This window comes from Kitasatospora sp. NPDC096147 (assembly GCF_044763225.1).
GTDB lineage: Bacteria > Actinomycetota > Actinomycetes > Streptomycetales > Streptomycetaceae > Kitasatospora.
Map to the genome: position 1 here is coordinate 77655 of NZ_JBIWFX010000002.1, position 18071 is coordinate 95725.

General features: G+C 71.1%; 15 protein-coding genes. 6 read left to right on the plus strand and 9 right to left on the minus strand.

Going from position 1 to position 18071, the window contains the following annotated elements; translation table 11 throughout:
- Positions 1 to 41: 41 nt before the first annotated feature.
- Positions 42 to 2255, minus strand: coding sequence for a (Fe-S)-binding protein (locus ACIRBX_RS05845; protein WP_402293965.1), 2214 nt, complete (start codon positions 2253 to 2255; stop codon positions 42 to 44).
- A gap of 295 nt (positions 2256 to 2550) precedes the next feature.
- Here ACIRBX_RS05845 and dnaK point away from each other — a divergent pair, with 295 nt between their 5' ends.
- From dnaK to ACIRBX_RS05875, 6 genes are all read left to right on the plus strand, one after another.
- Positions 2551 to 4407, plus strand: coding sequence for a molecular chaperone DnaK (gene dnaK, locus ACIRBX_RS05850; RefSeq protein WP_402293966.1), 1857 nt, complete (start codon positions 2551 to 2553; stop codon positions 4405 to 4407).
- Positions 4404 to 5000 carry a nucleotide exchange factor GrpE gene (grpE, locus tag ACIRBX_RS05855; protein WP_402293967.1) on the plus strand — a complete coding sequence of 199 codons (597 nt, stop codon included), beginning with the start codon at positions 4404 to 4406 and terminating at the stop codon, positions 4998 to 5000. Before dnaK ends, grpE begins: the two co-directional genes overlap by 4 nt.
- Positions 5001 to 5108: 108 nt before the next feature.
- Positions 5109 to 6254 (plus strand): molecular chaperone DnaJ, encoded by a 1146-nt coding sequence (gene dnaJ / locus ACIRBX_RS05860; protein ID WP_402293968.1) that lies wholly within the window; start codon positions 5109 to 5111, stop codon positions 6252 to 6254.
- Between the two features lie 7 nt (positions 6255 to 6261).
- Positions 6262 to 6753: a heat shock protein transcriptional repressor HspR gene (locus ACIRBX_RS05865; protein WP_402293969.1), complete on the plus strand. Its 492-nt coding sequence runs from the start codon at positions 6262 to 6264 to the stop codon at positions 6751 to 6753.
- A gap of 205 nt (positions 6754 to 6958) precedes the next feature.
- Positions 6959 to 7951 (plus strand): LuxR C-terminal-related transcriptional regulator, encoded by a 993-nt coding sequence (locus ACIRBX_RS05870; RefSeq protein WP_402293970.1) that lies wholly within the window; start codon positions 6959 to 6961, stop codon positions 7949 to 7951.
- Positions 7952 to 8553: 602 nt separating this feature from the next.
- Positions 8554 to 9177 carry a hypothetical protein gene (locus ACIRBX_RS05875; protein WP_402293971.1) on the plus strand — a complete coding sequence of 208 codons (624 nt, stop codon included), beginning with the start codon at positions 8554 to 8556 and terminating at the stop codon, positions 9175 to 9177.
- A gap of 382 nt (positions 9178 to 9559) precedes the next feature.
- On the opposite strand, the gene ACIRBX_RS05880 is transcribed toward ACIRBX_RS05875, so the two are convergent.
- The 8 genes from ACIRBX_RS05880 to ACIRBX_RS05915 all read right to left on the minus strand — a co-directional run bounded on the left by ACIRBX_RS05880 (position 9560) and on the right by ACIRBX_RS05915 (position 17783).
- Positions 9560 to 10498 (minus strand): LuxR family transcriptional regulator, encoded by a 939-nt coding sequence (locus ACIRBX_RS05880; RefSeq protein ID WP_402293972.1) that lies wholly within the window; start codon positions 10496 to 10498, stop codon positions 9560 to 9562.
- A complete protein-coding gene (locus tag ACIRBX_RS05885; protein ID WP_402293973.1) occupies positions 10482 to 11447 on the minus strand; it encodes a LuxR family transcriptional regulator in 966 nt (321 codons plus the stop codon). Before ACIRBX_RS05885 ends, ACIRBX_RS05880 begins: the two co-directional genes overlap by 17 nt.
- On the minus strand, positions 11444 to 12403 hold the full coding sequence (locus tag ACIRBX_RS05890; RefSeq protein WP_402293974.1) for a LuxR family transcriptional regulator: 960 nt from the start codon (positions 12401 to 12403) through the stop codon (positions 11444 to 11446). Before ACIRBX_RS05890 ends, ACIRBX_RS05885 begins: the two co-directional genes overlap by 4 nt.
- 30 nt (positions 12404 to 12433) lie before the next feature.
- Positions 12434 to 13405, minus strand: a complete 972-nt coding sequence (locus tag ACIRBX_RS05895; RefSeq protein ID WP_402293975.1) for a LuxR C-terminal-related transcriptional regulator — start codon at positions 13403 to 13405, stop codon at positions 12434 to 12436.
- Positions 13406 to 13819: 414 nt separating this feature from the next.
- Entirely contained in the window at positions 13820 to 14809 is a 990-nt protein-coding gene (locus ACIRBX_RS05900; RefSeq protein WP_402293976.1) for a LuxR C-terminal-related transcriptional regulator, read from the minus strand.
- On the minus strand, positions 14802 to 15758 hold the full coding sequence (locus ACIRBX_RS05905; RefSeq protein ID WP_402293977.1) for a LuxR family transcriptional regulator: 957 nt from the start codon (positions 15756 to 15758) through the stop codon (positions 14802 to 14804). The genes ACIRBX_RS05900 and ACIRBX_RS05905 overlap by 8 nt, the downstream gene beginning before the upstream one ends.
- Before the next feature lie 77 nt (positions 15759 to 15835).
- Positions 15836 to 16789, minus strand: a complete 954-nt coding sequence (locus tag ACIRBX_RS05910; RefSeq protein ID WP_402293978.1) for a LuxR C-terminal-related transcriptional regulator — start codon at positions 16787 to 16789, stop codon at positions 15836 to 15838.
- 28 nt (positions 16790 to 16817) lie between these two features.
- Positions 16818 to 17783 carry a LuxR C-terminal-related transcriptional regulator gene (locus ACIRBX_RS05915; RefSeq protein WP_402293979.1) on the minus strand — a complete coding sequence of 322 codons (966 nt, stop codon included), beginning with the start codon at positions 17781 to 17783 and terminating at the stop codon, positions 16818 to 16820.
- Positions 17784 to 18071: the final 288 nt, after the last annotated feature.

Below are 18071 nucleotides of genomic sequence, written 5' to 3' on the forward strand. Positions count from 1 at the left end.
CCGGGGCCGACGGTCCCTCAGGAGCCCTTCCGGGCCCGCGCTCAGGCCTCCACGGGCTCCGGCTCGGGCTCGGGCTGCGCCTTGACGGACTCCAGCAGCAGCTGCGCCACGTCGACCACCTTCAGGTGCTCCTTGGCCGCGCCCTCGTTCTTCTTGCCGTTGACCGAGTCGGAGAGCATCACCAGGCAGAACGGGCAGGCGGTGGAGACGATGTCCGGGTTGAGGGAGAGCGCCTCGTCCACCCGCTCGGTGTTGATCCGCTTGCCGATCCGCTCCTCCATCCACATCCGGGCACCACCGGCGCCGCAGCAGAAGCCGCGCTCCTTGTGCCGGTGCATCTCCTGCTGGCGCAGGCCCGGGACCTTGTCCATGATCTCGCGCGGCGGGGTGTAGACCTTGTTGTGCCGGCCCAGGTAGCACGGGTCGTGATAGGTGATCAGACCCTCGACCGGGTTGACCGGCAGCAGCTTGCCCTCGTCGATCAGGTGCTGGAGCAGCTGGGTGTGGTGGATCACCTCGAAGTGCCCGCCGAGCTGCGGGTACTCGTTGGCGATGGTGTTGAAGCAGTGCGGGCAGGTGGCCACGATCCGCTTCTTCGGGGCGTCCTCCAGCGCGGCGTTCAGGGTCTCGACGTTCTGCGCGCCGAGCATCTGGAACAGGAACTCGTTGCCCAGGCGGCGGGCCGAGTCACCGGTGCAGGACTCCTCCTTGCCGAGGATGGCGAACTGCACGCCGGCCGTGTGCAGCAGCTCGGCGAAGGCCTTGGTGGTCTTCTTCGCCCGGTCCTCCAGGGCACCGGCGCAGCCGACCCAGTAGAGGTACTCGACCTCGGCCGGGTCGATGTCCTCACCGATCACCGGCACCTCGATGCCGGTCTCCTTCTTGAGCTCCTTCACCCAGTCCAGGCGGGCCTTGGTGGCCATGCCCCACGGGTTGCCCTTGTTCTCCAGGTTCTTGAGCATCGTCCCGGCCTCGGTCGGGAAGGAGCTCTCGATCATCACCTGGTAGCGGCGCATGTCGACGATGTGGTCGATGTGCTCGATGTCCACCGGGCACTGCTCGACGCAGGCGCCGCAGGTGGTGCAGGACCAGAGCACGTCCGGGTCGATGACCCCGTTCTCCTCGGCGGTGCCGATCAGCGGGCGCTCGGCCTCGGCCAGCGCGGCGGCCGGGACGTCCTTCAGCTGCTCGGCGGTGGCCTGCTCGTTGCCCTCCATGTCCTTGCCGCCACCGGCCAGCAGGTACGGCGCCTTGGCGTAGGCGTGCTCCCGCAGGCTCATGATCAGCAGCTTCGGGGAGAGCGGCTTGCCGGTGTTCCAGGCCGGGCACTGGGACTGGCAGCGACCGCACTCGGTGCAGGTGGAGAAGTCGAGGATGCCCTTCCAGGCGAAGTGCTCGACCTGCGAGACGCCGAAGACGGCGTCCTCGGCCGGGTCCTCGAAGTCGATCGGCTGCCCGCCGCTGGTCATCGGACGGAGCGCTCCGAGGGCGACGCCGCCGCCCTCCTCGCGCTTGAAGTAGATGTTGAAGAAGGCCAGGAAGCGGTGCCAGGCCACGCCCATCGAGGGGTTGACGCCGATGGTGATCGCCCAGGCGAAGGAGATCGAGATCTTCAGCATCGCGAACAGGTAGATCAGGTTCTCCAGGGTGCCCGCCGACAGGCCCCGGAAGGCCGCCACCAGCGGGTAGGAGACGACGTACGCGGCCTCGTAGTGCTCCACCCCGAGCAGCGCGCCCTCCAGGCCGCGCAGCACCAGGATGCACAGGCCGATGCCGAGGATCGTGTACTCGACGTAGAACGCCTGCCAGGCGATCGAGCCGGCGAACCGCGACTTGCGGCCGGCCCGGGACGGCAGGCTGAGCAGCCGGATCACGATCAGGGTGGCGATGCCCAGCGTGGTGAGCAGGCCGATCAGCTCGGTGAAGACCTCGAACGGGGTCCAGTGGCCGATGACCGGCAGCGCGAACTCGGGGTCAAAGAGCTGGCCGAAGGCGGTCACCAGGGTGGCGACCAGGCTGAAGAAGCCGATCGCGACGAACCAGTGGGCGATGCCGACGATGCCCCACTGGTTCATCCTGGTGTGGCCGAAGAACTCGACCGCCAGCGTCTTCAGCCGGCCCCCGGGGTTGCCGAACCGGGTGGGGTCGGGCTGACCGACCGTCACCACCTTGAAGATGTGCGCGACCGCACGGGCGGCTAGCGCGGTGCCGATCACAGTCGTGACCAGCGAGATGACGATCGCTGCTAGCTGCATCGGCTCTCCGTCTCCAGCGGCTTGGTGTTACGGGCTTCCCGGTTGGGCTTCCCTGATTGTACTCGTCGGTAACTTTCAGGGCCGACGGCCCGGAGACTACCGCGCGTTAACACCCGTTCAGAAGACGCACCAGGTATGGCGGCTGTCACTAAGGCCAGACTCACCCGCCCGGCGCAGCCTCCGACATAAGAGCGCAGTAAAGTTGAGCCGGATCCACTCATGGCAGTTGACTCTCCTCGGAGGGCCGTGCATCCTTGAGTCCGTAAAGCTCAACTTCTTCCAGGAGGTATTCACGATGGCACGCGCGGTCGGCATCGACCTCGGCACGACGAACTCGGTCGTCAGCGTTCTCGAAGGCGGTGAGCCCACCGTCATCACCAACGCCGAGGGCGCCCGGACCACGCCGTCCGTCGTCGCCTTCGCCAAGAACGGCGAGATCCTGGTCGGCGAGGTGGCGAAGCGTCAGGCGGTCACCAACGTCGACCGGACCATCCGCTCGGTCAAGCGCCACATGGGCACCGGGTGGAAGATCAACCTGGACGGCAAGGACTTCAACCCCCAGCAGATCTCCGCGTTCATCCTGCAGAAGCTGAAGCGGGACGCCGAGTCGTACCTGGGCGAGACGGTGACCGACGCGGTCATCACCGTCCCGGCCTACTTCTCCGACTCCGAGCGCCAGGCCACCAAGGAGGCCGGTGAGATCGCGGGCCTCAACGTCCTGCGCATCGTCAACGAGCCGACCGCCGCCGCGCTGGCCTACGGCCTGGACAAGGACGACCAGACCATCCTGGTCTTCGACCTCGGTGGCGGCACCTTCGACGTCTCGCTGCTGGAGATCGGCGACGGCGTCGTCGAGGTGAAGGCCACCAACGGCGACAACCACCTCGGTGGCGACGACTGGGACCAGAAGGTCGTGGACCACCTGGTCAAGGTCTTCCAGGCCGGCCACGGCGTCGACCTCTCCAAGGACAAGATGGCGCTCCAGCGCCTGCGCGAGGCGGCCGAGAAGGCCAAGATCGAGCTCTCCTCGTCCTCCGAGACCTCGATCAACCTGCCCTACATCACCGCCTCGGCCGAGGGCCCGCTGCACCTGGACGAGAAGCTCACCCGGGCCCAGTTCCAGCAGCTGACCGCGGACCTGCTGGAGCGCTGCAAGACCCCGTTCCAGAACGTCATCAAGGACGCCGGCATCGCGCTGTCCGAGATCGACCACGTGGTCCTGGTCGGCGGCTCCACCCGGATGCCCGCCGTCGCGGAGCTCGTCAAGGAGCTGACCGGCGGTCAGGACGCCAACAAGGGCGTGAACCCGGACGAGGTCGTCGCCATCGGCGCCGCGCTCCAGGCCGGTGTCCTGAAGGGCGAGGTCAAGGACGTCCTGCTGCTCGACGTCACCCCGCTGTCCCTCGGCATCGAGACCAAGGGCGGCATCATGACCAAGCTGATCGAGCGCAACACCACGATCCCGACCAAGCGGTCCGAGATCTTCACCACGGCCGAGGACAACCAGCCGTCCGTGCAGATCCAGGTCTACCAGGGCGAGCGCGAGATCGCGGCGTACAACAAGAAGCTCGGCATGTTCGAGCTGACCGGCCTGCCGCCGGCCCCGCGCGGCCTGCCCCAGATCGAGGTCACCTTCGACATCGACGCCAACGGCATCATGCACGTCGGTGCCAAGGACCTGGGCACCGGCAAGGAGCAGCGGATGACCGTCACCGGTGGCTCCGCGCTGCCGAAGGACGACATCGAGCGCATGATGCGCGAGGCCGAGCAGTACGCGGAGGAGGACACCAAGCGTCGCGAGGCCGTGGAGACGCGGAACCAGGGCGAGCAGCTGGTCTACTCCACCGAGAAGTTCATCGCGGACAACACCGACAAGCTCCCGGCCGACGTCAAGACCGAGGTCGAGACCGCGATCGGCGAGCTCAAGGAAGCCCTCAAGGGCGAGGACATCGCGGCCATCCGCGAGGCCACCGAGAAGGTCTCCACCACCGCCCAGAAGCTCGGCGCCGCGCTGTACGCGCAGAACGACGCCGCCGGTGCCGCCCCGGCCGGTGACGCCGGTGCGGCCGGTGCGGCCGGTGCCAAGGACGACGACGTGGTCGACGCCGAGATCGTCGACGACGAGAAGCCCAAGGGCGGTGCGTCGGCATGACGGAGAAGCCGCAGGGCACCGAGCCCGGCGACGACTCCGCCGAGGAGGCCGTGCTCAAGGCCGCCGAGGAGGCCCTGGCGGGTGCGGACGAGCTGGCCGCCGCCAAGCGGGAGGCGGCCGAGCGCACCGGTGACCTCCAGCGCCTCCAGGCGGAGTACCAGAACTACCGCAAGCGGGTCGAGCGGGACCGTCTGACGGTCCGTGAGATCGCCGTCTCCAACATCCTGGAGGCGCTGATCCCGGTGCTGGACGACATCGGCCGGGCCCGCGAGCACGGTGAGGTCACCGGCGGGTTCAAGTCGGTCTCGGACAGCCTGGAGACGGTCGTCGCCAAGCTCGGGCTGCAGCAGTTCGGCAAGGAGGGCGAGCCCTTCGACCCGACGCTGCACGAGGCGCTGATGCACAGCTACTCCTCGGACGTCACCGAGGACACCTGCGTGCAGATCCTCCAGCCGGGCTACCGGATCGGCGAGCGGATCATCCGCCCGGCGATGGTGGCCGTCGCGGAGCCCCAGCCGGGCACCCAGACCACCGCCGCCGCGGATGCCGACTCGTCGGACTCCGACAAGGCCGACGGTGCCTCGGAGAGCTGACACGGCACGCACTGCGGAGTCGTCCGTCGTCCTGGACGACGGGCGGCTCCGCAGTGCCGTATCCCCGACCGACCCAGTACGGAACAGCCACGGGAGGTGGCAGCAGCCATGAGCGCGAAGGACTACGTGGAGAAGGACTACTACAAGGTCCTCGGCGTGCCCAAGGACGCCACCACCGCCGAGATCAAGAAGACCTACCGCAAGCTCGCCCGCGAGTTCCACCCGGACGCCAACAAGGGTGACGCGAAGGCCGAGGAGAAGTTCAAGGACATCTCCGAGGCGTACGACGTGCTCTCCGACGACAAGCGCCGCAAGGAGTACGACGAGGCCCGCAGCCTGTTCGGCAGCGGCGGCTTCCGGGCCGGCGGCCAGCAGGGCGGCGGCTTCGACTTCGGCGACCTGTTCAACGGCGGCGCCCCGGGCGGCGGGGGCGGGGGCGTCGGCGACATCTTCGGCGGCTTGTTCAACCGCGGCCCCCGGCAGCCCCAGCCCCGGCGCGGCGCGGACGTCGAGACCGAGGTGACGCTGGCCTTCGAGGAGGCCGTGGACGGCGCCACCGTGCCGCTCCGGATGACCAGTCAGGCCGCCTGCCGGGCCTGCTCCGGCACCGGCGCCAAGGCCGGCACCACCCCCCGGGTCTGCCCGACCTGCGTCGGCGCCGGCACCGTCAGCCGGGGCCAGGGTGCCTTCGCGCTCTCCGAGCCCTGCCGGGACTGCAAGGGCCGCGGCATGCTGGTCGACGACCCCTGCACCGTCTGCCACGGCAGCGGCCGGGCCTCCTCGGCCCGCACCATGCAGGTGCGGATCCCGGCCGGGGTCCAGGACGCGCAGCGGATCAGGCTCAAGGGCAAGGGCGCCCAGGGCGAGCGGGGCGGCCAGCCCGGTGACCTCTACGTCACCGTGCACGTCGACGCCCACCCGGTGTTCGGCCGCAAGGCGGACAACCTGACCGTCACGGTGCCGGTCACCTTCCCCGAAGCCGCGCTGGGGGGCACCATCGAGGTGCCCACCCTGAACGGCCCCTCGGTGAAGCTCCGGCTCCCCGCCGGGAGCGCCAACGGCCTCACCCTGCGGGCCCGCGGCAAGGGCGCCACCCGCAAGGACGGCACCCGCGGCGACCTGCTGGTCACCGTGGAGGTCGTGGTCCCCAAGCACCTGGACGACGAGGCCCTCGCCGCCCTGGAGCAGTACCGCGAGGCCACCGCCTCGGACGACCCGCGAGCCGCCCTGTTCAAGGCGGCAGAGGGAGCGTGATGACCAGATGAGCCCGACGACTCCTCCGATCGGCCCCGGCCTCGGCGAGGGCCTGCCCGGCGGCACCCCCCGCCCCCGGGCTCATTACGTGCTCACCGAGGAGACCCCGGTCTACGTGATCTCGGTCGCCGCCGAGCTCTCCGGCCTGCACCCGCAGACCCTGCGCCAGTACGACCGCCTCGGCCTGGTCTGCCCCGACCGCACGGCCGGCCGGGGCCGCCGCTACTCGGCCCGGGACATCCAGCAGCTCCGCGAGGTCCAGCGGCTCTCCCAGGACGAGGGCATCAACCTGGCCGGCATCAAGCGGATCATCGAGCTGGAGAACCAGGTCGCCGCCCTGCAGGCCAAGGCCGCCGAGCTGGTCGACGCCCTGGAGGGGGCCGCCGCCGCGCTCCAGCAGCGGGAGGCCGCCGTGCACGCCTCCTACCGGCGGGACCTGGTGCCGTACCAGCAGGTCCAGCAGTCGAGCGCGCTGGTGGTGTGGCGGCCGAAGCGCTGAAGGCCCACGTGCAGGCCGCCGGCACCCCCCAGTCGGGGGTGCCGGCGGCCTGCACGTGGTGAGAGAGTGCTCCCCACCGGTTGTTCCGGCAACCGAGCTGACGATTCCTGGGTAGCATCGGCCAGTCCTCGGCCTAAGATCCTCACAGGTGCAGGAGGCATTGGGCCCGTGGACTGCTTGTTCGGTCGACGACAAGGAGCCGAAGATGAGTGGGCGTGAGCAGCCGGGTGTGAGCCTTCCCAGCACCCGAATACTCTCGCCCAATGCCCGTGCGCTGTACCTGAAAGCGGTTCAAGGCAACGGTCGGCTACTTCCGATCGGGTGCGCACCCGACGAGGAGGAAGCACTCACCGAGTTGCTGGAACTCGGACTTCTCATCCCCGATAGCGAAGAGCCCGGCGCAGTGGTCGCGGTCGATCCCACCCAGTTGTCGGCAAGTCTGAGTTCGGCATGGCAGCGACAAGCGCTGGGGCTGCTTTCCAGGGCGGTCGCCCTCCCGCTCGATCTGCGGGAGCTCGCCGAAGCATTCCACTCTCCGAACGAGAGTGGCGGTGCGATCGAGTACGTGCACGGCAAGGCGCTCATCAATCAACGGCTCCAGCAGAACACCTCGGGCGGCATCTCCGAGGGGCTGGCCATGCAACCCGGCGGACCACGCCCACCTGAGCTTCTGGCATCGAGCCTGGAGCGCGATCTGGAGACCGTGCGCCGAGGCGGTTCCATGCGGACCATCTACAACGCGAGCACCCGCTACCACCAGCCGACCAGGGACTACGTCTCCACCCTGGCGACCGAAGGCTGGCAGTTCCGAACCTTGGACGAACCCTACGCCCGGCTGATCGTGGTCAACCGACGGTTCGCCGTCATCCCGGTCGCCGACGACAACCTGGCTGCGTTCATCTACGACCAAGCCGTGGTCAGCTTCCTCATCGAGGAGGTGTTCGAACGAAATTGGAGCCGGGCGCTGGAATTCGACGGTGACCGAACCGTCCCTCAACAGGTCGTCTCACAGCTCCGCAAAACCATCATCGAGCTGCTGCTATCCGGCACTAACCACAGGGTGATCGCCAGGAGGCTCGGCATCAGCGAACGGACGCTCGCCCGGCACATCGCCGAGATGCGGGAGGAGTACAACGTCGACTCCCTGTTCCAACTCGGCTACATGCTCGGCCGCGGCCACTACGGCCAACCCGGCTAGCCACCCCAGTCCCGCTGCTGTGCATTCCCGACATCCCCTGGCAATCGCTCCCGATACCCAGGTGACCCGGTCCCCACGCCCGGGAAGCACCACAACAGCAGGTCAACCCCAGTTGAGGTCGTCCATCGCAGAGGCGGCTCGAGCCTGCGCCGGTGCGGCCTGGGCTGAATCGGCCTGGGCGGCGCCAGCCGAGAGGAAGCCACCGGTCAACACGGCCACAGCAGCTACAACCGGGAGTACGACCTTGCGGACAAGTCGATTCATACGGGACACGGACCCTCCCCTTTCAGCTAGATTCGCTGGCACTTATAGGACTATCGCCCACATGATGCCGCACCACTCCTTCGGTGTCATCTGTCCGTCCCCGGCAGGTGCGTCATCTCACTGCCAGGCACTCAGATGACAGGCCGGAAACCTGGACGCGGACACTCCGGCCGATGGACGATCAGTTCGCTCCCGATGGTCCAGGCATGATCCCTCGACTTGCCAATGAACTGTCAAATTGTTCATCGCGTAACAACTTCACGCCCCCTCCTGAGCAGCAGGAATCCAAGCGCCGACCGCACCAACCACAACACGGCCGGCCGTCCCCCGGAGTCGTCATGAGTGAGCCTTACCTGCGCAACCGCGCCACGCAGACCCAGGAGGGTCGGCGTGCCCGGGTGTTCCTCGCCGCGCCGCTCATGCGGCTGACCGGCCCCGCCGACAGCGTGGTGACGCTGGCCAGCCGCACCCGGCTGACCACCCTGCGCTCGACCCTGCTGAAGAGCGGCGCCGCCGTCTACAGCGCCCACCACAGCGACGCCTGGACGGTGAACGGGCGCGCCCCCGAGCCCCGTGTGCCGTCCGACTTCCGTGCGCTGCAGACCGCCGACCTGGTCTTCGCCTACGTGGGCGCTCCGCTCTCGGCCGGCGTCGCGCTGGAGCTGGGCTGGGCCTCCTCGCTGCGCAAGCCGATCGTGCTGCTGGTGGACGAGGCGATCACCCACAACCCGCTGATAGCCACCATCGAGCAGGTCGCCCCCGTGCTGCCGCTGGTCTTCGACGACACCTGGTCGCAGGAGGCGCTGAACCACACCGTGGAGACCGCGCTGGACTGGGCCGGCATGGCGCTGTCGCTGCGCGAGGGCTTCTGGACGGCCCCGGCCGAGGCGTTCCCGACGCCCCGTCAGGAGACCTCCGGCTTCGGCTACTGGAGCGACTGGGGCGGCGTCGCGACCGGGTGACACCATCCCGGACGCGCCGGGGCGGTCTGTCGCTGACATTCCCTCCGCCCCGCGAATGTGTCACTCGAGCAGGTTCGGCATATCCGCTTCGCAGCCCCGCGATGCGACCGACCACCGCTCCGTTCGCCCGAACGCCGTCAACTCTGGACCCTGGCCAGCGAGTTGACTTGCCTGCCACTACTTGGACCGGCGCACCAGGGGCGCACCTACCGCCGGCTCCTCCGCGAAGACGCTGCCACCGTCCTCGATGGTGACGACCGGACGAAGGCACGGCCGGTACCGACGACCACCGGGAGAACCCGGGTCCGCTCCTGGTCCTTTCTCATCAGCCCGGCTGGCCTCAGCGCCACCTGGCTGCACGTGTACCCGGTGCTCGGACCACTCAGTCACGCCCAGCCCGCATCTGCCAACCGAGCTGGTAGAGCGTGTCCGCGTCGTAGAGCTCCCGCAGCCGCGCGATGTGACCGGCCACCGTCCGCTCGCTCAGGCCCAGCCGGGAGGCCACCGCCTTCTGGGTGTGGCCCCGCGCGAGCAGTCGGCCGACCTGCTCATGGACTGTCGGCTCCGGGTCACCGGCCACCAGCGCACGCCAGTTGACCCGCTCGGCCCGCTCCCAGTCCCGCTCGAACCGGTTGACCAGGAGGTCGATCACCACCGGGTCCTCGACGAAGGCCGCCGCGCTGTTGTCCTCCTCGGCGGGAATCACCGCGACCCGACGGTCGAAGACCAGCAGCCGGGTGAACGGCTCGTCCAACACCCTGATCCGCTCGCCGAGTTCACTGATGGTCACGGCGAACGCGACGGTCGCCGGCTCCTGCTTGGCAGACGGCTGGTAGAGCGTCCGGATCGTGGCGCCGTTCTCCAGCAAGCGACGGCCACGGGTCAGTACGTGTGCCAGGTAGGCGGCCGTACGCTTCCCGCCCGGCTGGGCGGCCAACGCCTCTTCCCGGCAGTCCTGGTCCACCTGGAGCAGCCGCGAGCGGATCGCCGCCAACTCCTGTACGTACTGCACCCCGGTGGTCGGGCCGCAGCGCGGTGCGGCGTCGTACGCCTGGATCAGCTCCTGCAGCGGCGTGGGCACCAGGTCCGCGCCCGTGATCAGGGCCACCCCCTCCCACCGGAGCTCGGCGCCCACCCGCTCCACCACCGAGCGCGGGTTGACCGCCGTCAGGGTGCCGTCCTCGGTGTGGTGCACCAACAGGCCCCGGCCGAGCAGACGCAGCACCGCCGGAGCGTCCTCGGGCAGCACGTCCCGGAACCACACCCGACCGCCCTCGGCCAGCACCGCCGCATAGACCGCGCAGTCAGTCGACTCCGGCACCGCGCCCCCGCATCTGCCAGCCGAGCTGGAACAGCGTCTCGGCGTCATGGAGCTCCCGCAGCCGCGCGATGTGACCGGCCACCGTCCGCTCGCTCAGGCGCAGCCGGGAGGCCACCGCCTTCTGGGTGTGCCCCTGGGCCAGCAGCCGACCGACCTGCTCGTGCACCGGCAACTCGACTCCGGATCGGCCGAGTTCACTCCACTGCACCCGCTCGGCCCGCTCCCAGTCCCGCTCGAAGACCCCGAGCAGCACGTTCACCACCGCCGGGTCCTCCACGAAGGCCGCCGCCGTGTGGTCGGCCGCCGCCGGAATCACCGCCGTCCGGCGGTCGAAGACCAGCAGGCGGACGAACGGCTCGTCCAGCACCCGGATCCGGGCTCCGCGCTCCACCAGCGAGGCGGCGTAGTCGACCGTCGGCCCGTCCTCGCGGGCGGCCGGCTGGTAGAGCAGCTGCATGGTGAGACCGCGCTCCAGATAGCCGAAGGTCCGCCCCTGCATCTCCCGCAACTGCTCGACCGGGCGCGCGCCGCCGGGTTGGGCGAGGAGGACCTCGTCCCGCAGGGCCAGTTCGCTCTGCAGCAGCCGCGAACGGATCGCCTCCTTCTCCCGGACGTACTCCACGCCGCCAACGCCCTCGGCCTGACGCGGCGCCGCGTCGTACGCCTGCACCAGACCCTCCAGGGAAGCCGGGACGAGCTCGGCAGCGTCCAGCAGGACCCGGCTCTCGGAGTGGAGTTCGGCTCCCCGCCGGTCCACCACCGAGCGGGGGTTGACCGCCGTCAGGGTGCCGTCCTCGGTGTGGTGCACCAGCAGACCGACCTCCAGCAACCGCAGCACCGCCGGAGCATCCCCCGGCAGCACGTCCCGGAACCACACCCGCCCGCCCTCGGCCAGCACCGCACCGTAGACCGCCCGCTCCACCGCACCGAGCACCTGACGCCCACTCACCGCCGACCCGCCCGGCTCATCTGCCAGCCCAGTTGGAACAGCGTCTCCGCGCTGTACAGCTCCCGCAGCCGCGCGATGTGACCGGCCACCGTCCGCTCGCTCAACCCCAGCCGGGACGCCACCGCCCTCTGGGTGTGCCCCTGGGCCAGCAACCGACCGACCTGCTCATGGATGGGCAACTCGCCTGCCAGGAAACCGAGCTCGCTCCAGCGCACCCGCTCGGCCCGCTCCCAGTCCCGCTCGAACACCCCGAGCAGCACGTTCACCACCGCCGGGTCCTCCACGAAGGCCGCCGCCGTGTGGTCGGCCGCCGCCGGAATCACCGCCGTCCGGCGGTCGAAGACCAGCAGGCGGGAGAAGGGCTCGTCCAGCACCCGTACCCGGGCTCCGCGCTCCACCAGCGAGGCCGCGTAGGCGGCGGTCGGCCCGTCCTCGCGGGCGGCGGGCTGGTAGAGCAGGTGCATGGTGAGACCGCGCTCCAGATAGCCGAAGGTCCGCCCCTGGGTCTCCCTCAGCTGTCCCATCGGCCGGGCGCCACCCGGTTGGGCGACCATGGCCTCCTCCCGGAGGGCCAGTTCGCTCTGCAGCAGCCGGGAGCGGATCCTCTCCTTCTCCCGGACGTACTCCACCGCGTCCGGGACCTCGGCCCGGCGCGGTACGGCGTCGTACGCCTGAGCCAGCCCCTCCAGGGAAGCCGGGACGCGGTCGGCGTGGTCCAGCAATACCCGGCTCTCCGACCGGAGTTCGGCTGCCCGCCGGTCCACCACCGAGCGGGGGTTGACCGCCGTCAGGGTGCCGTCCTCGGTGTGGTGCACCAGCAGACCGACCTCCAGCAACCGCAGCACCGCCGGAGCATCCCCCGGCAGCACGTCCCGGAACCACACCCGACCGCCCTCGGCCAGCACCGCACCGTAGACCGCCCGCTCCACCGCACCGAGCACCTGACGCTCACTCATGCCCGCACCGCCGCACCGAGCACCCGACGCTCACTCATGCCCGCACCGCCGCCGCATCCGCCAGCCCAGCTGGAACAGCGTCCGGGCGCCGTAGCGCTCGCGCAGCCGGGAGATGTGGCCGGCCACCGTCCGCTCGCTCAGGCCCAGCCGGGAGGCCACCGCCTTCTGGGTCAGCCCGGTCGAGAGCAGTCGGCCGATCCGGTCCTGTGCCTGCTCGGCTGCGGACTCGGTGCCCTGCCGGGACCACTCGACCGCCTCGGCCCGGGCCCAGTCCCGCTCGTAGACGGCGAGCAGGAAGGAGACCACCGTCGGGTCGGAGACGAACGCGGCCCGGGTCAGGTCCTCGGCGGCCGGGACCACCGCGATCCGTCGGTCGATGATCATCACCCGGCGGAAGTCCTCGTCCAGCAGGCGGAGTTCGGCCCCTTCGTCGGTGAGCGCCGTGGCGTACTCCAGGGTGGCCGGCTCGGCCAGCACCAGCGGTTGGTAGAGGGTGCGGACCCGCACCCCCCGGCGGCGCAGCGCGGTGTCCTGCCGGACGGCCATCTGCAGGCCCTGCGCCGGACGGGAGCCGGGCTGGGCGGTGAGCAGTTCGCCCTCGCACTCGGAGAGCAGCTCGGCCAGCCGCTGCCGGATGCCCACCAGGCCGTCCACGTAGACGGCCTGCTCGGGCTCGCCGCTGCGGCGGGGCACCGAGTCGTAGGCCTGGGTCAGCCCGTCGAGCGCGTCGGGCAGCTCCTCCACCCGTTGCAGCAGGCGGGCGGCGGCCGAGCAGAGCTCCGCGCTGATCCGCTCGCCGACCAGGCGCGGGCTCTCGGCCACGTAGTGACCGGCCTGGCGGTCCGCCCGGACCAGTCCGGTCTCCAGCAGCCGGTCCAGCGACGATCCCCGGGAGAGATCGGCCATCGGCAGCCGGCCGCCCTCGCTGAGCACGGCCAGGTAGAGCTCACGGGCCTCGTCGTCCAGCAGCCCGACGTCTCCGGTCGGCGTCACCGTGGCCATGACCGTGTGCCTCCTCGTACGTTCCGGTCCGCTCCGGCCATGATCCCAGCGCGGCCCGGCCCGACGTGCCCCCCGGGGTAGGGAACCCCGGGAAGCCCGCCGACATCACACCAGGCCGGACGGCTTCCGGCGGGACGGAGCAGCAACGTCCCGCAGCGCGCACCGGGGGCCGTTCACCACAAGCGGCACCCCGGCCACGGCCCGCCCGTTCGAGACCGGTGCGTGGGGCACCGGCACACCCCCGGGGGCGGGCCAAGTCGTCTCCGCCGGATGGTGCGCACCCGGTCGGCCTTGGCGTGGTTCAGCCTCACAGGCCCCGGTAGACCGGGCAAGACCTGCATGCATGCAGGTTCGCGCAAGTGCAGGAACTGGAAGCCGGCCGCTCCCGAAGGACTGCGTCGGGCCCCCGGGCCGTCACTGCGAGCCGTCGCCCTCGCGCATCCGCCAGCCTAGCTGGAAGAGCGTCTCGGCCCCGTGCAGTTCGCGCAGCCGGGAGAGGTGACCGGCCACCGTCCGCTCGCTGAGTCCGAGCCGCAGCGCGATGGTGCGCTGGGTGAGACCGGCCGCCAGCAGCCGGCCGATCTGCTCCTCCACCGGGCGCTCCGGTTCGGCCGCCGGATCGCCCGCCCAGGCCACCTGCTCGGCCCGCTGCCAGTCCCGCTCGAAGCCCCCGACCAGGAAGGCCACCACCGCCGGGTCCTCCACGAAGGCGGCGCTGCTCTGGTCGGCGGCGGCCGGCACCACCGCCACCGTCCGGTCGAACACCGTGATCCGCTTGAACGGCTCGCCCAGCACCCGGACCGCGATGCCCAGCTCGGTCAACGAGCGGGCGTACGCGACGGTGGCCGGGTCGGTCCGGGCGGCCGGCTCGTAGAGCACGCGGGCGGTGCCGCCCCGGGCGACGAAGGCCCGGGCCCGGGCGGTGGAGTCGGCCAGCTGCTCCGGTGCCAGCGGGGCGCCGGACTGGGCGGTCAGGATCTCCCGCGCCGCCGCCTCCAACTCCCTGGCCTGATCAACCACTTGCCGGGCGTCGTGAACGTGCCGGACCACTCCGGAGCGGACCGATCGGCGCGGCGCGGCGTCGAAGGCCGCGGTGAAGTCGGCCAACTGCTCACCGAGTTGCTCGGCCTCCAGCAGCTTCCGGGTACCGGCCGACCGGAGCCCCGCGCTGATCCGGGCACTCACCGACCGCGGATCCACCGCCAGCCAGCTCAGACCGTCCGGGCTTCCGGCCAGCAGCCCGCCCGCCACCAGCCGGGCCACCGCCGCCTGATCAGCCGCGCCGAACGTGCCGCGCGGCACCCGGCCGCCACTGGCCAGCACCTCCAGGTAGAGCGCCCGCTCGGCTTCGTCCGGCAGCGCCACCTCCTCCGACTCTCCCTCGGTGTCCGGGAGTTCAGGCATCACGCTCTCCTCGCATCCGCCAGCCGAGCTGGTACGACGTCCGTGCCCCGTGCTGCTCGCGCAGCCGGGAGATGTGCCCCGCCACCGTCCGCTCACCCAGGCCTAGCCGCGAGGCCACCGCCTTCTGCGTCAGCCCGGTCGCCAGCAGCCGCCCGACCCACCCGGCAGCCTCCGGGAGCGGCCCGCTCTGCGCCGGATCGACCCAGGCCACCTGCTCGGCCCGCTCCCAGTCCCGTTCGAACACCCCGATCAGGCAGGCCACCACCAAGGGATCGGTGATGAAGTCGGCCTGGCCCAGGCCGACTCCGGCCGGCACCACGGCCACCCTGCGGTCGATGATCAGCATCCGCTGGTACGGCTCGTCCAGCACCCGGATCCGCGCCCCGGCCCCGGTCAGCAGTGCGGCGTGCCCGACGGTCTCGGGCGAGGACAGCACCGCCGGCTGGTAGACCGTGCGCAGCCGGACCCCCCGGGCCAGCAGTGCGAGGTCCTGGTGCCGGGAGGCGGCCAGGGTCTCCGGCGCCCGGGGGCCCGGCTGGGCGGCCATCACCTCCGTGCGGCACTCCGAGACCAGTTCGGAGATCCGTTCCAGGATGGCGCTCTGCCCCTCGATCACACCACCAGGGCCGGGCGGGGCGGCGGGCTGCGGCACCGCTTCGTAGGCCAGCGTCAATGCGGCCATCGCATCCGGCAGTTGCTCGGCCCGGCGGAGCATCCGCGTGGCGCTCGCCCGCAGCTCCCGGTCCATCCGATCGCCCACCGAGCGGGGGCTCACCGCCACGTACGCCCGGTCCACGGCGTCCGGGAGCACCAGCCCGGCGGCCAGCAGCTGCTCCAGCGCGGGCCGTTCGGACTCGACCAGGTCCGCGAACGGCACCCGTCCGCCGACCGCCAGGAACGCCCGGTAGAGCCGCTGGGCAGCCCCGTCGAGCAGCTCACCACCCGCCATCCCGACCGCACCTCCCTCCCCGACCGTCCGACGCGGCCATGATCCCAGCGGACCCGGTCCGGCAGCGAACGCCGCTCCTACTCGGAGCGGTCCCGCATCCGCCAGCCGAGCTGGAACAGCGTCTGCGCCCCGTACTGCTCCCGCAGCCGGGAGATGTGCCCCGCCACCGTCCGCTCACTCAGCCCCAACCGGGTGGCCACCGCCTTCTGGGTCAGCCCGGTCGCCAGCAGCCGCCCGACCCGCCGGGTGGCCGCCCCGGTCCGGGGCGACCTGCTGACGGCACCCCAGTCCGGCTCCTCCGCCCGCCCCCAGTCCCGCTCGAAGACCGCCACCAGGAAAGCGACCACCGCCGGATCGGCGATGAACGCGGCCTTGCCGTTGTCCGCGCTGGTCGGAACCACGGCCACCCTGCGGTCGATGATCACCATCCGCTGGTAGGGCTCGTCCAGGACTCGGATCCGCGCCCCGGCCACGGCCATCAGGGCCGAGTGCTCGACGGTCTCGGGCGAGGACAGCACCACCGGCTGGTAGACGGTGCGCAACCGCACTCCCCTGGCCAGCAGCGGCCCGTCCTGGTGTCGCGCGAGGGCCAGGGTCTCCGGCTTCCGTGCCCCGGGCTGGGCCGCCAGCACCTCCTCCCGGGAGTCCCCGACCAGCTCCGCGACCCGGTGCCGGATCGCACTCCGGCCCTCCAACACCGCGCCCTGCTCCGCCGCCAGGACCGGACGTGGCACCGCGTCGTAGGCCAGTGCCAACCCACCCATCACACGCGGAAGTTGATCGGCCTGCCGCAGCATCCGGGTTGCGGCGGCCCGCAGTTCACCACCGAGCCGCTCACCCGCCGAGCGCGGACTGACCACCTGGTAACTGGCGGAGGCGGCGTCCGGCACCACCAGACCGGCACCCAACAACCGCTCCATCAGCGTCCGTTCGTCCTCCGCCAGAGCAGCGAACGGCATCCGTCCCCCCGCCGCCAGGATGGTTCGGTAGAGCGTCTGTGCCGCCTCGTCCGGCACTGCCGTGGTTTCCATCCGAACATCCCCTTCGCAGCCCGTCGCCCTACTCGGAGCGGTCCCGCATCCGCCAGCCGAGCTGGAACAGCGTCTGCGCCCCGTACTGCTCCCGCAGCCGGGAGATGTGCCCCGCCACCGTCCGCTCACTCAGCCCCAACCGGGTGGCCACCGCCTTCTGGGTCAGTCCGGTCGCCAGCAGCCGCCCGACCCGCCGGGTCGCGGCCTGGACCGGCGGATCACCGGCGGCGCCGCCCCAGTCGACCATCTCGGCCCGGGCCCAGTCCCGCTCGAAGACCGCCACCAGGAAGGCCACCGCCGCCGGGTCGGTGACGAAGGCCGCACGGTTGTACTCGGCCTCGGCCGGGACCACCGCCACCTTGCGGTCGATGATCAGCATCCGCTGGTACGGCTCGTCCAGCACCCGGACCTCGCCACCCTCGGCGGCGAGGGCCTTGGCGTACTCGACCGCGACCGGATCGGTCGTCGTCATCGGCTGGTAGAGGCTGCGGAGCCCGGCGCCCCGGCGCAGCAGCGCGAGGTCCTGGTGGCGGGCCACCGCCAGTCCCTGCGGGTCACGGGGACCGGGCTGCGCCGCCAGCACCCCCTCGGCGCACTCGGAGACCAGCTCGGCGATCCGGTGCCGGATCCGGTCCTGACCCACCACCAGGGCCGGCGGCGCCGGCTCCGTCGCACCGCGCGGGACGGCGTCGTAGGCGCGGGTCAGGCTGCCCAGGGCGTCCGGGAGCTGCTCGGCCTGGAGCAGCAGTCGGGTGGCGTCGGCCCGCAGTTCGCTGCTCATCCGCTCGCTCACCGAGCGCGGGCTGACCGCGACGTACGCCTTGTCCATGATGTTGGGGATCACCAGGCCGGTGCGCAGCAACTGCTCCAGGGCGGGCTGCTCGGACTCCGGTACGGCCGTGAAGGGGACCCGGCCGCCGGCCGTCAGGATGGTGCGGTAGAGCTGCTGGGCGGCCTCGTCCGGGAACCCGTCCTCCGGCGTCTCCTCAGCCATCCCCACCCGCCTCCTCGCCGATCTCCGCTGACCGTCCGGCCCATGATCTCAGCGGCGGCGGCCGACGTGTCCCCCGGGATGCCACGTCCCGGGGAACCCGTCGATCTCGCGCCAGGGTCCGAGGACCTCCGTCGAGGCGGAGCAGCAACGCCTCGCCGGCACCGGACCGGGGCCATCACCACACATGGCGTACCGGCCGGGGCCCCACCTCGATCGACCGGCGCGCGAGCGCACCGGCCTCCCCCGTGGTGGGACAAGTCGCCTCTCCCGGGCTGCGGTTGCCCGGAA

Excerpts from the sequence above, each read along its gene's own strand:
- ACIRBX_RS05915 (WP_402293979.1), bottom strand. The coding sequence starts at position 17,783 with ATGGCTGAGGAGACGCCGGAGGACGGGTTCCCGGACGAGGCCGCCCAG.
- ACIRBX_RS05905 (WP_402293977.1), bottom strand. The coding sequence starts at position 15,758 with ATGGCGGGTGGTGAGCTGCTCGACGGGGCTGCCCAGCGGCTCTACCGG.
- ACIRBX_RS05865 (WP_402293969.1), top strand. The coding sequence starts at position 6,262 with ATGAGCCCGACGACTCCTCCGATCGGCCCCGGCCTCGGCGAGGGCCTG.
- ACIRBX_RS05910 (WP_402293978.1), bottom strand. The coding sequence starts at position 16,789 with ATGGAAACCACGGCAGTGCCGGACGAGGCGGCACAGACGCTCTACCGA.
- dnaK (WP_402293966.1), top strand. The coding sequence starts at position 2,551 with ATGGCACGCGCGGTCGGCATCGACCTCGGCACGACGAACTCGGTCGTC.
- ACIRBX_RS05870 (WP_402293970.1), top strand. The coding sequence starts at position 6,959 with ATGAGTGGGCGTGAGCAGCCGGGTGTGAGCCTTCCCAGCACCCGAATA.
- ACIRBX_RS05845 (WP_402293965.1), bottom strand. The coding sequence starts at position 2,255 with ATGCAGCTAGCAGCGATCGTCATCTCGCTGGTCACGACTGTGATCGGC.
- ACIRBX_RS05900 (WP_402293976.1), bottom strand. The coding sequence starts at position 14,809 with ATGCCTGAACTCCCGGACACCGAGGGAGAGTCGGAGGAGGTGGCGCTG.
- ACIRBX_RS05875 (WP_402293971.1), top strand. The coding sequence starts at position 8,554 with ATGAGTGAGCCTTACCTGCGCAACCGCGCCACGCAGACCCAGGAGGGT.
- ACIRBX_RS05890 (WP_402293974.1), bottom strand. The coding sequence starts at position 12,403 with ATGAGTGAGCGTCAGGTGCTCGGTGCGGTGGAGCGGGCGGTCTACGGT.
- dnaJ (WP_402293968.1), top strand. The coding sequence starts at position 5,109 with ATGAGCGCGAAGGACTACGTGGAGAAGGACTACTACAAGGTCCTCGGC.
- grpE (WP_402293967.1), top strand. The coding sequence starts at position 4,404 with ATGACGGAGAAGCCGCAGGGCACCGAGCCCGGCGACGACTCCGCCGAG.
- ACIRBX_RS05895 (WP_402293975.1), bottom strand. The coding sequence starts at position 13,405 with ATGGCCACGGTGACGCCGACCGGAGACGTCGGGCTGCTGGACGACGAG.